This window comes from Gemmatimonas sp., from assembly GCF_044344655.1.
Taxonomy (GTDB): domain Bacteria; phylum Gemmatimonadota; class Gemmatimonadetes; order Gemmatimonadales; family Gemmatimonadaceae; genus Gemmatimonas.
This window is the reverse complement of record NZ_JBIJCN010000007.1, coordinates 1-14,561: the sequence shown is the minus strand read 5'-3', so window position 1 is coordinate 14,561 and position 14,561 is coordinate 1. Positions and strand designations below refer to the sequence as shown.

The window sequence follows — 14,561 nt, the reverse complement described above, 5'->3', positions numbered from 1 at the left end:
GCGGGGAGGCGTGGCGGGGAGGCGTGGCGGGGAGGCGTGGCGGGGAGGCGTGGCGCGTCGGCCAGGACGACCGGTCGCGCGATTCTGATGCGGACCCGTAGGGGGGAGCTACCCAAAGCGCAGGGTCCCCATTATGCTTGGGGACTCTGGGAGTTCGGGTCCTTTCTGCTGACGTAGCTCAGTTGGTAGAGCAGCTGATTTGTAATCAGCAGGTCAGGGGTTCGAGCCCCCTCGTCAGCTTACGCGGCGGCATTGCGGCGGCCGGCGCGTCTTGGGTGGGGTACTCAAGTGGCCAACGAGATCAGACTGTAAATCTGACGGCGCAAGCCTTCGAAGGTTCGAATCCTTCCCCCACCACTGTAAGTCGGCAGGACTGCTGGATCGTCGTTGGGTCTGGCGGGTAGCACGAAGGCCATGCGGGAGTAGCTCAGTTGGTAGAGCGCTAGCCTTCCAAGCTTGATGTCGCGGGTTCGAGTCCCGTCTCCCGCGCTCGCCGTGATGCAGGTGCAGGACGCTCACGTAGCTCAGTCGGCAGAGCACATCCTTGGTAAGGATGAGGTCACCGGTTCGATCCCGGTCGTGAGCTCTACACGCAACGCCCCTGTCGCCGATCCGGCGGCGGGGGCGTTTCCGTTAGCGGCCGGGTGCGGCCCCGGGGTATGGCCGAGGCCGTCTTGACGGGACCTTCGGCCACAATTCGGGGCTGGGGGCGTGGCAGTAACCCCCCGTGGGAGCGGGAGTTGCGCTTCGGGGGCGGCCCGTGTGGACAGCTTGGGCGCGTGACTTGCGGGGGTCGCTCGGCTCCGCTACGTTGCAAGGCTCACCCCACTCCGGTGTCAAGCCGGAGGTGGGTCCGAACTATATCGAGCTAGACGACGAGCTAGACCAAGCACGCGCCCTGCACGGGCGGTGACGGAGCCGGAAGATGCCGCGCGAGAAGATCATCCTCGGGTGCACCGAGTGTAAGAACCGCAACTACTTCACGATGAAGAACAAGCGTCTTCATCCGGAACGCGTGGAGTGGAAGAAGTACTGCCCGCGCTGCAACAAGCACCAGCTCCATAAGGAAACCAAGTAAGCCATGACGGCTCCCGTCGAGGTTTCCCGTCCGGGGCTCGGGACGCGGCTGGTCACGTTCTATCACGACGTGCTCGCCGAGATGAAGAAGGTGACGTGGCCGGATCGCCCGCAGCTGCAGTCGGCGACCATCCAGATCATCGTCTTCGTGCTGCTGCTTGGTGCGCTCATCGGCCTCGTGGATGTGGCGCTGCAGTTCGCGCTCGTCCGCCTGCCGTCCATGCTTCTCGGTCGCTGATGTGACATCCATGTCCGTGTCGATGCTCGAGCACCGCTGGTACGCCATTCAGACGACGTCCGGCCACGAGAACAAGGTGCAGCGCCTGATCCAGCGAAAGATCGACACGGATCCGGCGCAGCCCGAGGATCGCTTGATCCGTCAGGCGCTCGTGCCGACCCAGGAAGTCGTCGAAATCAAGAACGGCAAGAAGGTCACGGTCGAGCGCAAGATCTTCCCGGGCTACGTGCTCGTGGAGATGGTGGCCTCGCAGGACACCTTGCACGAGATCAACGCCATTCAGGGCGTGATCAAGTTCGTTGGGAAGGACAAGGATCCGATGCCGCTGCGCGACGACGAAGTGCGTCGGTTGCTCGGGCAGGCGGATCTGGCCGACGAAGCGCCGGTGCGCGAGGAGATTCCCTTCCTCGTGGGGCAGGCGGTGGCGATCACGGAAGGCCCGTTCGCCGACTTCAACGGCACGGTCGAGGAAATCCTGCCCGACAAGGGCAAGGTGCGCGTGTCGGTGAGCCTGTTCGGGCGGCCGACGAGCGTGGAGTTGGACTACCTGCAGCTTCGCGGCTACTGAGCGAAGGGCAGACCGCCGCCACCACTCGGCGCAAAACAACGTGGCAGCTAGACCGGTGCGGGATAGTCCCGCGGCGGAACTCGCGATGAGGAAGTAGCATGGCCAAGAAGGTCACTGGATTCGTCAAACTGCAGATTCCTGCAGGCAAGGCGAACCCGGCGCCCCCGGTAGGTACGGCCCTCGGTCCCCAGGGTATCAACATCATGGGGTTCTGCAAGGAGTTCAACGCTCGCACGCAGGGCGGGGATATGATCATCCCCGTCGAGGTCACGATCTACGCGGACAAGTCGTTCACCTTCATTCTGAAGACTCCGCCGGCGGCGGAGCTCATCAAGAAGGAGATCGGCGTGGACAAGGGCTCGGGTCAGCCGAACAAGGTGAAGGTGGGCACCATCACGCGGGCGCAGCTCGAGAAGATTGCGACCACGAAGATGCCCGACCTGAACTGTGAAAGCATGGAGAGCGCGGTGGCGATGATCGCCGGCGCCGCTCGCTCCATGGGCATCACGGTGAAGGGGTGAGCCTCATGAAGACGCATGGAAAGAAGTTCCGCGCCGCGAGTGAGCGTCGCAGCCAGGCGAAGGCCTATGAGGCCAAGCAGGCGATCGCGCTGGTGAAGGACATGGCGTTTGCCAAGTTCGACGAGAGCGTCGAAGTGGCCATCCGCCTCGGCGTCGATCCCCGTCATGCCGATCAGGTGGTCCGTGGCACCGTCGTCCTCCCGGCTGGTACGGGTAAGACGATGCGCGTGCTCGTGATCGCCGCCGGTGCGAAGATCCAGGAAGCCCAGGACGCGGGCGCGGATTTCGTCGGCACCGAGTACCTCGCCAAGATCAAGGAAGGCTGGCTGGACTTCGACGTCATGATCGCGACGCCGGACCAGATGGGACAGATCGGCCAGCTCGGCCGCGTCCTCGGTCCGCGTGGCCTCATGCCGAACCCGAAGGCCGGCACCGTCACCTTCGACGTAGCGAAGGCGGTCAAGGAGTCGAAGGGCGGCAAGATCGAATTCCGTGTCGACAAGGGTGGCAACGTGCACGCCCCGATCGGCAAGGTGTCGTTCACCCCTGATCAGCTCGAGACCAACTTCGCCGCGCTGATGGATACGATCGTCCGCTCCAAGCCCGCCGCGGCGAAGGGCGTGTACATCCGCAACGTCGCGATCTCGAGCTCCATGGGTCCTGGCGTCACCATCGACACCACGCCGTTCCGGTAAGAGGGAGACGCAACCATGAAAGCCAAGCCGAAGGCCAAGAAGGCCGAGAAGCAGATCCTGGTGGACAGCCTCAAGGCGCAGCTCGAAGGCGCCCAGGCGCTCTACTACACCGACTTCACGGGGCTGAACGTGAAGCGCATGACGGAACTCCGCCGCCGTTTCCGCAAGGCCGGTGTCGAGTACGTCGTGATCAAGAACACGCTGGCGCTCCGGGCGGTCAACGAGAGCGGGTTGGTTTCCCAGCGTCTGAAGGGCCCGACGGGGGTGGTGGTGGCGAAGGATGCCCTCACGGCGGCCAAGGTCCTCTCCGAGTTCGCCAAGGAGAACGACCAGAAGCCGGCAGTGAAGGGCGGCATTTACGAGGGCAATGCGGTCGACGAGGCGTTGGTCAAGAAGTTGGCCGCGCTGCCGAACCGCGAAGAGGCGCTCTCGATCTTCGCCGGCTACCTCAACAGCATCCCGATGATGTTTGCCCTCGCCCTCGACGCCCGTAAGGCGCAGCTCGAAGGCTCCAACTGAGTTCCCCAGGCGTACGCCTGATTACACGCCCCAGGACCCCTGGGGGACATTCACGGAGAAAGTACCACCATGGCTAACACGACCCTGAGCAAGGACGAGATCCTCGACGCGATCGGCGCGATGAGCGTCATCGAGCTCTCCGATCTCATCGAAGCGTTCAAGACCAAGTTCAACGTCACGATCGCCGCGGTTGCGGCGGGCGGCGGCGGTGGCGCGGCGGCCCCGGCGGCCGCGGCCGAAGAGCAGACCGAGTTCACCATCATCCTCAAGGATGCTGGCGCCAAGAAGATCCAGGTCATCAAGGTGGTGCGCGAGCTCACCGGCCTGGGCCTCAAGGAAGCCAAGGACCTGGTCGACGGCGCGCCGAAGACCCTGAAGGAAAATGTCTCGAAGGACGAGGCCGCGCAGATCAAGGCCAAGCTCGAGGCCGAAGGCGCTGGCGTCGAAGTCAAGTAAAGCCACCGGCCTTCAAGCCACCGGCTCTACGCAGACACATCGCAGTTCCGTCGTTGGAACGCTCCGCCCCGGGGGCACCGGTCAGTTTTTGCTGACCGGTGCCGTCGGGGACGGAGCGCTTTGCGCCCCCGGCTGGCCGATGCACGGTCACCTCGGGACAGCGCACCCCGCCAGAGGGTGAGCCCCTTAAGGATATGATGAACCAGATCTCGTTCGCGAAGCTCGAGACGGGCATGGATATGCCCCACCTGCTGGACATCCAGACGCGCGCCTTTGAGTCGCTGCTGCAACTGGATGCCGCCTCGCAGGAGCGCGAGGACGTCGGCCTCGAGCGCGTCTTCAAGGACCTGTTCCCCATCACGGATGTCCACGAGAATTTCTCGCTGGAATTCGTGCGGTACAGCCTGGGCGAACCGAAGTACTCTGTCGCCGAATGCATCGAGCGCGACATGACGTACTCGGCCCCGCTCAAGGCCACCCTCCAGTTGGTCATCTTCGAGGATACCGGCGACGGCAAGCGTCCCCGGAACATCATCGAAAAGGAAGTCTATCTCGGCGAACTGCCGCTCCTCACCGAGCTCGGCACCTTCGTCATCAATGGCGCGGAGCGCGTGATCGTCTCGCAGCTCCACCGCTCGCCGGGCGTCGTGTTCGAAGAGAGCACGCACCCCAACGGCCAGCGTCTCCTTTCGTCGCGGATCATCCCCTTCCGCGGGTCGTGGGTCGAGTTCACCGTGGACATCCACGACGTGATCTACGTCCACATCGACAAGAAGAAGAAGTTCCCCGCCACGGCGCTCCTGCGCGCCTTCGGCTACGGCGAGAACCGCGATATCCTGCGCCTCTTCTTCGCCGAGCGGGACCTCGACCTCCTCAAGAAGCGCGAAACGCGCAACGACATCCGTGAAGTCCTCGGCGCCATCATTGCCGAAGACATCACGCTCGAGGGCGAAGTCACCGCCGCCGACGCCCCCAAGCCCAAGACCAAGAAGGCCAAGGCCGAGCGCGAGCGCGCCGAAGCCGAGCTCCTGGTCCGCGAGGGCGACGAGCTCACCGAAGAGGTGCTCAACCGCCTCGTGCGGCAGGGCATCAACACCATCAAGGTGTTCGCCTCGTACACGCAGATCGACCTGCGCGACGAGCAGGACGCCATCGATCGCGGGGAACGCGAAACGCGCCGCACCCTTGCGCGCGACGTGATCGATCTCGACACCGGCGAAGTGGTGGCCGAGAAGGACACGGCGCTCACCGACGCCGTCATCAAGAAGATCCGCAAGGCCGACATCGTGAAGGTCTTCGTGTTCGTTGCCTCCGGCCGCGCCGAGTCGACGCTCATCAAGAACACCCTCGCGAAGGATCCGACCAAGCACGAGGAAGAGGCGCTCAAGCAGATCTATGCGCTGCTGCGTCCGGGCGATGCCCCGAACCGCGAGACGGCCAAGCAGGCGCTCGAGCGCCTGTTCTTCTCGCCCAAGCGCTACGACCTCGGCCGCGTGGGACGCTACAAGATCAACCAGCGCCTGCGCCTCAACACGGCGATGAGCACCACGGTCCTCACGAAGGAAGACTTCGTGGAGATCATGCGGCAGCTCGTCGAACTGCATGAAGGCCGCGGCGATATCGACGACATCGATCAGCTCGGCAACCGCCGTATCCGCTCGGTCGGTGAGCTGATCGCCAACCAGTTCTCCGTGGGCCTCTCGCGCATGGCGCGTCTGGTCAAGGAGCGCATGTCGATCAACACCGATCCGGAGAAGATCTCCCTCGACGACCTCGTGAACGCCCGTACGGTGTCCGCGGTCATCCAGGCATTCTTCGGTTCTTCGCAGCTGTCTCAGTTCATGGACCAGACCAATCCGCTCGCCGAACTGACGCACAAGCGTCGTCTGTCGGCGCTCGGACCGGGTGGCCTCACGCGCGAGCGTGCCGGCTTCGAAGTCCGTGACGTGCACTACTCGCAGTACGGCCGCATGTGCCCCATCGAGACGCCGGAAGGCCCGAACATCGGCCTGATCACGTCGCTCGCCTGCTTCGCCCGCGTCAACGACCTCGGCTTCATCGAGACGCCGTACCGCGTGGTGAAGGAAGGGCGCGTGACCGGCGAGATCGTGTGGCTCGACGCGAACCGCGAGGAAGACGCGATCATCGCGCAGGCCAACTCGAAGCTCAACCCCGACGGCACGTTCGTCGACGGGCTGGTCCTGTCGCGTAAGCGCGGCGACCTCCCGCTCGTCCCGCCGACGGATATCGACTACATGGACGTGGCGCCGGAGCAGCTGGTCTCCATCGCCGCCGCGCTCATTCCGTTCCTCGAGCACGACGACGCCAACCGCGCCCTCATGGGCTCGAACATGCAGCGTCAGGCCGTGCCGCTCCTCAATCCGGCCACGCCGCTCGTCGGGACCGGTCTCGAAGCCACGGTTGCCGTGGACTCGGGCGCGGTCATCATCGCGCGCCGCGCGGGCATCGTCACCAGCGTCACCGCCGACGAGATCATCGTCGATGCCGGGTTGATCGCCGGGGCCCTCGACACCGATCGCCCGCTGGCGCGTCTCGGCCAGCTCGATCGCTACAAGCTCAAGAAGTACTGGCGTACCAACCAGGACACCGCCATCAACCAGCGCCCGCTGGTTCGCATGGGGCAGCAGGTGGCCAAGGGGGAAGTGCTCGCCGACGGCGCCGCCACCGAAATGGGGCAGCTGGCGCTCGGCCGCAACGTCACCGTGGCCTTCATGCCCTGGTACGGCCACAACTTCGAAGACGCTATCGTACTCTCCGAGCGCCTGGTGAAGTTCGACGTGTTCTCGTCGATTCACATCCAGGAGCTCGAGCTGCACGTCCGCGACACGAAGCGCGGCCAGGAAGAAATCACGCGCGAAATCCCGAACGTCGCCGAGGAGTCGCTCGTCGACCTCGACGAGCGTGGCATCGTGCGCATCGGCGCGCAGGTCAAGCCGGGCGACATCCTCGTCGGCAAGATCACGCCGAAGGGTGAGACCGAGCTCTCGCCCGAAGAGAAGCTCCTTACGGCCATCTTCGGCGAGAAGGCGAAGGACGTGAAGGACTCGTCGCTCAAGGTGCCGCCCGGCATGGAAGGCACCGTCATCGACGTGAAGATCTTCTCGCGTGTCGAGGATCAGGTCGTCGAAAAGGATCGTGGTGAGCGCATCGGTGAAGTGCGTCGCCTCGAGGGGGAGGAGAAGATCCGCGTGAACGAGGTGCGTGACGCCGAACTGGCCACGCTGCTCGAAGGGGAGACCGTGGCGCTGGCGCTCAAGGCCGGTACGGTCGAAGAGGCGCTGGCCGCCGGCACCACGCTCTCCAAGGAGATGCTCGAGGGGCTGCGTTTCGCGACGCTCGACCTCAAGACGTTCCGCGTGGAGAAGAAGGCCGCCAACGAGCGCGTGCGCGAGATCATCGACGCCGCGAACGAAGAGAAGAGCCGCATCGAGGAGCGCGCGGAAGAGCGCATCGACCGCATCCTCCAGCCCGACGAACTGCCGCCGGGCGTGATCCAGCTCGTGAAGGTGTACCTGGCCGAGAAGCGCAAGATCTCGGTCGGTGACAAGATGGCCGGCCGTCACGGCAACAAGGGTATCGTGGCGCGCATCGTCCCCGAGGAAGACATGCCGTTCCTCCCGAACGGTCGTCCGGTGGACATCGTGCTCAACCCGCTCGGCGTGCCCTCGCGCATGAACGTGGGGCAGATCCTCGAGACCCACCTCGGGTGGGCCGCGAAGCTGCTCAACTTCTACGCGAAGACCCCGGTGTTCGAAGGCGCGAACGAGCGCGAAATCGGCCTGCTCATGAAGCTGGCTGGCCTGCGCTGGGTGCGCGAAACGCTGGCCGTGGGCGAGGCGTCGCACGACACCACGCCGGCGGAAGTGAAGGTGCTGCTGGCCGACATCAAGCCGGATCGTCGTCTGCCGGACAAGGTCGAGCTGCTCGCCGACGCGAACCTGAACGATCTCAATGCCAAGGGCATGAGCGCCGAAACGAAGGCGCTGTACCAGAAGGTGAAGTCGTTCGTCACGACAGCGGCGCGCACGCTCGCCGAGCGCGAGACGGCGGCGGTGCAGGCGGCGATCGCCGTGCACCGTGCCGGCGAAGAGCTCCCGGGCGATGCGGAAGCGGCGATCAACGTGCTCGAGACCGAGGCGGCGCAGTCGCCCTCGGCCACGCTCGCGCGGATCGGCCAGCCGGCGCTGGCGGCCCTGCTCGCCGGTGACGGCGACATCAACGCCGCGGCCTCGGAGCTGATCCGACTCGCAGGCCTCACCCCGACCGGCAAGGCGCGCTTGCGCGACGGCCGCACGGGTGAGCAGTTCACCTCGCCGGTCACGGTGGGTGAGATCTACATGCTCAAGCTGTCGCACCTCGTCGACGACAAGATCCACGCCCGCTCGATCGGACCGTACTCCCTCGTCACGCAGCAGCCGCTCGCGGGCAAGGCGCAGTTCGGCGGTCAGCGCTTCGGCGAAATGGAAGTGTGGGCGCTGGAGGCGTATGGCGCAGCGCACACGCTCCAGGAAATCCTCACGGTCAAGTCCGACGACGTGAACGGCCGCAGCCGTGTCTACGAGGCGATCGTGAAGGGGCAGAACCTGCCCGAACCGGGCATTCCGGAGTCGTTCAACGTGCTCGTGAAGGAACTCCAGGCGCTCGGCATCAAGGTCACGCTCGGTGCCAGCGACGGAACCGGCGTGGAGCTCATCGATGCCGGCGGGAACAACGGTGGTAACGGCGGGGAGGAGTAACCCATGATCGATTTCCGCAGCTCGCGCGAAGCCCGCGCGTCGGCGTTCGACTACATGTCGGTCCGTATCGCTTCTCCGGAAGAGATCCGCGGCCCGAAGGACCCCAAGGAGCGCGAGCGGCTGGAGATGGCCGGCCTGCGCACCTGGTGGTCGTGGGGCGAAGTCACCAAGCCCGAAACCATCAACTACCGCTCCTTCAAGCCCGAGAAGGACGGCCTGTTCTGCGAGCGCATCTTCGGTCCCGTCAAGGACTGGGAATGCCATTGCGGCAAGTACAAGCGCATCCGCTACCGTGGCGTGATCTGCGACCGGTGCGGCGTGGAAGTCACGCTCAGCAAGGTGCGTCGCGAGCGCATGGGTCACATCGAACTGGCCGTGCCGGTCGCGCACATCTGGTTCTTCAAGACCCTGCCGTCGCCCATGGGCAATCTTCTCGACGTCACGCTCCGTGACCTCGAGAAGGTGATCTATTACAGCAACTACATCGTCATCGATCCGGGCAGTCAGGAGGTGCGCGAGCGCCAGCTGCTCGACGAAGACGAATACCTCACGCTGCGCCAGAAGGCGAAGGCCGAAGGCGACACGGCGTTCCAGTGCGACATCGGCGCGCCGGCCGTGCGTGAACTGCTCAAGCGCCTCGACGTCGACAAGACGGCCGAGGAGCTGCGCGCGTCCGTCGTGGGCGAGACGAGCCAGCATCGCAAGAAGCAGATGCTCAAGCGCCTCAAGATCGTCGACGCCTTCCGTACGTCGGGTGAGGGCGGCGAAATCCGCAACCGCCCGGAGTGGATGATCCTCGACGTGATCCCGGTCATTCCGCCGGATCTGCGTCCGCTCGTGCCGCTTGATGGCGGCCGCTTCGCGACGTCCGACCTGAACGACCTGTATCGTCGCGTCATCAATCGTAACAACCGCCTGCAGAAGCTCATCTCGCACCGTGCGCCGGAAGTGATCCTGCGCAACGAGAAGCGCATGCTGCAGGAAGCCGTCGACGCGCTCTTCGACAACGGTCGTCGCTCGAAGGCCATTCGTGGCCGCGGCAAGCGTCCGCTCAAGTCGCTGTCCGACATGCTCAAGGGCAAGCAGGGCCGGTTCCGTCAGAACCTGCTCGGCAAGCGCGTGGACTACTCGGGCCGTTCGGTCATCGTCGTGGGCCCCGAGCTCAAGCTGCACCAGTGCGGTCTCCCCAAGGCGATGGCCCTGGAGCTCTTCAAGCCGTTCATCATCCACAAGCTCGTGGAGAGCGGCGAAGCAGAGACGGTGAAGCGCGCCAAGAAGATCGTGGAGCGCGAGAACGCGATGGTCTACGAGGTGCTGGAAGGCATCATCAAGGACCACCCCGTGCTGCTCAACCGCGCGCCCACGCTCCACCGCCTCGGCATTCAGGCGTTCGAGCCGGTGCTCGTGGAAGGCAAGGCCATTCGTATTCACCCGCTCGTGACGACGGCGTTCAACGCCGACTTCGACGGTGACCAGATGGCCGTGCACGTGCCGCTCTCGTTCGAGGCGCAGATCGAGGCGCGCGTGCTCATGCTCTCCTCGAACAACATCCTCAAGCCGTCGGACGGTCGTCCGGTCGCCGAGCCGTCGCAGGACATCGTGCTTGGCTGCTACGTCGCCACCAAGGCGCCGTCGGCCGACTTCGACAAGAAGACGGCGGATCCGAAGTTCGTGGCCACGCTCCCCGCGTTCGCCAGTGCGGCGGAAGTGGAGATGGCCATCGCGAACGGTCGGGCCAACTACCAGACGCCGATTCGCTGGCTGCTCGAGACCGAGTCCGGGAAGGAATGGATCGGTACGACCGCGGGCCGTGTCATGTTCAATGGCATCGTCCCGAAGGCGCTGCCGTTCCTGAACAAGGACATGAAGAAGAAGGCGCTCGGTGAACTCGTCTTCCAGAGCTACCGCTGGGCGGGGCTCGCGGAAACGGTCGCCATGCTCGACCGCCTCAAGGAGTTCGGCTTCCGTAACGCCACGCGTGGCGGGGTGTCGATCGGGATCGAGGATCTGCACATCCCGAAGGAAAAGCAGACCCTCCTGCAGGAAGCGTCGGAGCGCGTGGAGCGCTTCCAGCGCGCCTATGCGACGGGCAACATCACGAACGGCGAGCGCTACAACAAGGTGATCGACACCTGGACGCACGCCAACACGGACATCGCCGACGCGATGGTGAAGACCATGCGCGAGTCGCAGGGTGGCTTCAATCCGGTGTTCATGATGTTCGACTCCGGCTCGCGTGGTAGCCGCGACCAGATCCGCCAGCTGGCGGGTATGCGCGGCCTCATGGCGAAGCCGCAGAAGAAGCTCACCGGTGGTATCGGCGAAATCATCGAAAACCCGATCAAGTCGAATTTCCGCGAAGGCCTCTCGGTTCTCGAGTACTTCTCGTCGACGCACGGCGCCCGTAAGGGTCTGGCCGACACGGCGCTCAAGACGGCCGACGCCGGCTACCTGACGCGTCGTCTCGTCGACGTGGCGCAGGACATGACGATCGCCGAGGAGGATTGCGGTACGATCCTCGGTATCGACACGGCCGCGCTGAAGGAAGGCGAAGACGTGATCGAGCCGCTCGCCGAGCGTCTCGTGGGCAACGTGGCGGCCGACGATGTCTTCGACCCCATGGAGCGCGACGAAGCGGGTCGTCCGCGTCTGCTGGTCGAGGCGGGCTCGCTCATCTCGGAAGAGATGGCGCAGAGCATCGAGGATTCGGGCATCGAGACTGTGCGCATCCGTTCGGTGCTCACCTGCGAAGCGAAGCGTGGCCTCTGCCGCATGTGCTACGGCCGCAACCTGGCCACCATGCAGATGGTGGACCTCGGCGAAGCGGTCGGCATCATCGCCGCGCAGTCGATCGGCGAGCCGGGTACGCAGCTCACGCTCCGCACGTTCCACGTGGGTGGGACCGCGGCGCGTATCGCCGAGCAGACGGCGCGCAAGACCAAGAAGGCCGGTGTCATCGAGTTCGGCGATCGTCTCGTGACGGTCGTGAACCCGGACGGTCAGAAGGTCGTGACGTCGTACGAGGGTGAACTGATCATCAAGTCGTCGGCCGACAAGAACGCGTCGATCGAAGCGCGCCTCCAGGTGCCGCTCGGTGCGTACCTCATGGTCGAAGACGGTCAGGCCGTGAAGAAGGAAGACACGGTGTTCACGTGGGACCCGTACTCGAACCCGATCATCGCGGACGTCGAGGGTACGCTGCGCTTCGTGGACCTCGTGGAAGACGAGTCGCTGGCCGAAGAGCTCGACGAACTGACGGGTCTCCGTCAGCGCGTGGTGATCGAGGACCGCGAGAAGAAGCTGCACCCGCACATCGAGATCTGGCAGAACAAGGGCGGCAAGGAGAAGCGCGTGCGCGACTTCATCCTGCCCGTGGGCGCCGTGATCACGATCGAGGACGATACGGAGATCAAGGCGGGTACGATCCTCGCCAAGATCAGCCGCGAAGCGTACAAGACGCGCGACATCACCGGCGGTCTGCCGCGTGTTGCCGAGCTCTTCGAAGCGCGCCGTCCGAAGGATCCGGCCACCATCTCCGAAGTCGACGGCTTCGTGCGGTTCGGCGAAATCAAGCGCGGCAAGCGCGAGGTGTTCGTCCGTCCCGCCGTCATCGACAAGGGGGTGTGGCAGGTTGACGAAAGCCAGGCGGAGCAGGTGTACGAAGTGCCGTCGGGCAAGCACCTCCGCGTGCACGAGGGTGACCGCGTGCGCGCCGGTGACCGCATCAGCGAAGGCCCGGTCAATCCGCACGACATTCTGCGGATCAAGGGCCCGCGCGCGGTGCAGGAGTATCTGCTGAACGAAGTGCAGGAGGTGTACCGCCTGCAGGGCGTGAAGATCAACGACAAGCACATTGGCGTGATCGTCAAGCAGATGCTCCAGAAGGTGCGCATCGTGGAGTCGGGCGACACCGAGCTGCTCGAAGGCGAGCACGTGGATCGTTCGCAGTTCCGCGACGTCAACGAAGAGGCGAAGAAGCGGAAGATTACGCCGGCCACGTCGGAGCCGCTGCTGCTCGGCATCACGAAGGCCTCGCTCACCACGCAGTCGTTCGTGTCGGCGGCCTCCTTCCAGGAGACCACGCGCGTCCTCACCGACGCGGCCATCCGTGGCTCGCGCGACGACCTGCTGGGGCTCAAGGAGAACATCATCATCGGTCACCTCATCCCGGCCGGTACGGGTATGTACCGCTACCAGGAAGTGGATGTCGAGAGCGATGCGCTCCCCGAGCCGGAGCCGCTGCCGGAAGCGCTCGAGCCGAACTTCGACGCACTGTTGCCGAGCTTCGAACCGTCGGCGTTCACGATGCCGGACGAGTAAGCAATGAGATGCAAAGCGGGGCGGGCCAGGTGGCCCGCCCCGCTTTGCATTTCACCGCTCACCCGTCTCACCCGTCTCACCGTCTCGCGGCCTCCGCGGCGCGTCGGCGGGCGGCGATGGCCGCTGCCGTATCCAGCCACACTCTCATCTGCTTCTCCGCCTGATCCACCGGCAGCGTCGCGCCCGCCGCGACCACGTGTTCCGTGGCCCGCGAGTACCGACCGGTGCGCACGTCGGTCAGCATCGTCACCATCGCCACCGAGTCACCGCGCTGCATCATCCACCCGCTCACCACGAAGTCGGCGCGCAAGGCCCAGCCCACGCTCATCCGGTCGGGGAGCGCCCGCAATGCGGATGCGGTCACTTCTGTAGAGACGACATCGAAGCGTTCGGCCGAGAGGGAGGCGCGGAGCTGGGTCGCCGCGTCGCGCGCGAGGCGATTGAGCTCGCGGCGACCGGTCGCGTTGGTGAAGCTCGCAACCACCACGCGCAGGCGTGCGTCGCTCGGTGGTGCGAGTAGCGGCGTCACGAAGGTGGGGGGGCGCGCCGCAGCACGCGTGTCCGGTGCCTGCGACAGGCGAACGACCTGTGGCGCATTGGCGAGGGCGGAGTCCATGTGCCGGATCGCGCGCGCCATCGAGTCGGCAAAGACACGGCCCAGCTCTTCGAGCAACAGGGCGCGGTCCACATCAGTCGTGAGCGTGTCGGTCGCGCGCGCCGCGGATGCCGGCGCGCCAGATGCGGCCCCGTTTGGGGCGCGCATGGTCGGCGAGATGGCGCCCCCCGGCCCGGCATCACGGGCATCGAGGGTCGCGGGTGTGTCGCCGGCGGCGGGACGCCGGTGCATGACGGCCCACCCCGCGGCGGCGAAGGCGATCAGGGCACCAGCGAGACGCGCCGGCGGTACGCGTCGCCGATACGGCACCAGCGACAACCCGTTGGCGGAGAAGGCGACCGCCTCGAGATCGGCGAGCAGAGCGGCGGCCGTCTGCGGGCGTTGGGCCGCATCCTTCTCGAGGCAGCGCATGACCAGCTGCGACAGCGCCTCCGGCACATCGCTGAGCGATCGGTGCGGGGGCTCCGGTACATGGGTGAGCTGCGCTGCGAGCGTGGCCTGCGGTGACCGGCCGGCGAACGGCCCTTTGCCGGTCAGGAGCTCGTAGGCGAGCAGACCGACGGCGTAGAGATCCACGCGGTGGTCGGCGGCCGGATCGGCTGCCAGCTGCTCGGGTGCCATGTAGGCCGGCGTACCGATTGCCATCCCGGTGCCGGTGCCGCCGTTCGTCGGGCTGGCCGCGCTCAGTGCCTTGGCTACGCCGAAGTCGGTGACGAGCGCGTGCAGCCCTGAGGTGAGGACGTTATCGGGCTTGATGTCGCGGTGGACGACACCACGGGCATGGGCATAGGCAA

General features: G+C 65.4%; 10 protein-coding genes and 4 tRNA genes. 13 read left to right on the top strand and 1 reads right to left on the bottom strand.

Annotated features, from left to right (window positions below; genetic code table 11):
• Positions 1-167: 167 nt before the first annotated feature.
• The 13 genes from ACIQ51_RS03820 (at position 168) to rpoC (ending at position 13,151) form a co-directional block, all read left to right on the top strand.
• Positions 168-240: transfer RNA gene (locus ACIQ51_RS03820), tRNA-Thr, on the top strand.
• Positions 241-274: 34 nt separating this feature from the next.
• Positions 275-357 (top strand) — tRNA-Tyr (locus ACIQ51_RS03815).
• A 59-nt stretch (positions 358-416) separates the two neighbouring features.
• Positions 417-489 (top strand) — tRNA-Gly (locus ACIQ51_RS03810).
• Positions 490-513: 24 nt separating this feature from the next.
• Positions 514-586 (top strand) — tRNA-Thr (locus ACIQ51_RS03805).
• A gap of 339 nt (positions 587-925) precedes the next feature.
• Positions 926-1,078 carry a 50S ribosomal protein L33 gene (gene rpmG / locus ACIQ51_RS03800; protein ID WP_291164129.1) on the top strand — a complete coding sequence of 51 codons (153 nt, stop codon included), beginning with the start codon at positions 926-928 and terminating at the stop codon, positions 1,076-1,078.
• A gap of 3 nt (positions 1,079-1,081) precedes the next feature.
• On the top strand, positions 1,082-1,315 hold the full coding sequence (gene secE / locus ACIQ51_RS03795; RefSeq protein WP_396203682.1) for a preprotein translocase subunit SecE: 234 nt from the start codon (positions 1,082-1,084) through the stop codon (positions 1,313-1,315).
• Between the two features lie 10 nt (positions 1,316-1,325).
• Positions 1,326-1,883 carry a transcription termination/antitermination protein NusG gene (nusG, locus tag ACIQ51_RS03790; RefSeq protein WP_396203681.1) on the top strand — a complete coding sequence of 186 codons (558 nt, stop codon included), beginning with the start codon at positions 1,326-1,328 and terminating at the stop codon, positions 1,881-1,883.
• 98 nt (positions 1,884-1,981) lie between these two features.
• On the top strand, positions 1,982-2,404 hold the full coding sequence (gene rplK, locus ACIQ51_RS03785) for a 50S ribosomal protein L11 (RefSeq protein WP_396203680.1): 423 nt from the start codon (positions 1,982-1,984) through the stop codon (positions 2,402-2,404).
• Between the two features lie 5 nt (positions 2,405-2,409).
• Positions 2,410-3,099: a 50S ribosomal protein L1 gene (gene rplA, locus ACIQ51_RS03780; protein WP_396203679.1), complete on the top strand. Its 690-nt coding sequence runs from the start codon at positions 2,410-2,412 to the stop codon at positions 3,097-3,099.
• A gap of 15 nt (positions 3,100-3,114) precedes the next feature.
• Positions 3,115-3,618 (top strand): 50S ribosomal protein L10, encoded by a 504-nt coding sequence (gene rplJ, locus ACIQ51_RS03775; RefSeq protein WP_396203678.1) that lies wholly within the window; start codon positions 3,115-3,117, stop codon positions 3,616-3,618.
• A 69-nt stretch (positions 3,619-3,687) separates the two neighbouring features.
• Positions 3,688-4,074, top strand: coding sequence for a 50S ribosomal protein L7/L12 (gene rplL / locus ACIQ51_RS03770; RefSeq protein WP_396203677.1), 387 nt, complete (start codon positions 3,688-3,690; stop codon positions 4,072-4,074).
• 194 nt (positions 4,075-4,268) lie between these two features.
• The gene (rpoB, locus tag ACIQ51_RS03765) at positions 4,269-8,831 is read left to right on the top strand and encodes a DNA-directed RNA polymerase subunit beta (protein WP_396203676.1); all 4,563 of its coding nucleotides are present in this window, start codon (positions 4,269-4,271) and stop codon (positions 8,829-8,831) included.
• Between the two features lie 3 nt (positions 8,832-8,834).
• Entirely contained in the window at positions 8,835-13,151 is a 4,317-nt protein-coding gene (rpoC, locus tag ACIQ51_RS03760; RefSeq protein ID WP_396203675.1) for a DNA-directed RNA polymerase subunit beta', read from the top strand.
• A 76-nt stretch (positions 13,152-13,227) separates the two neighbouring features.
• On the opposite strand, the gene ACIQ51_RS03755 is transcribed toward rpoC, so the two are convergent.
• The coding region (locus ACIQ51_RS03755) for a protein kinase (RefSeq protein WP_396203674.1) at positions 13,228-14,561 on the bottom strand (1,334 nt) is incomplete at its 5' end.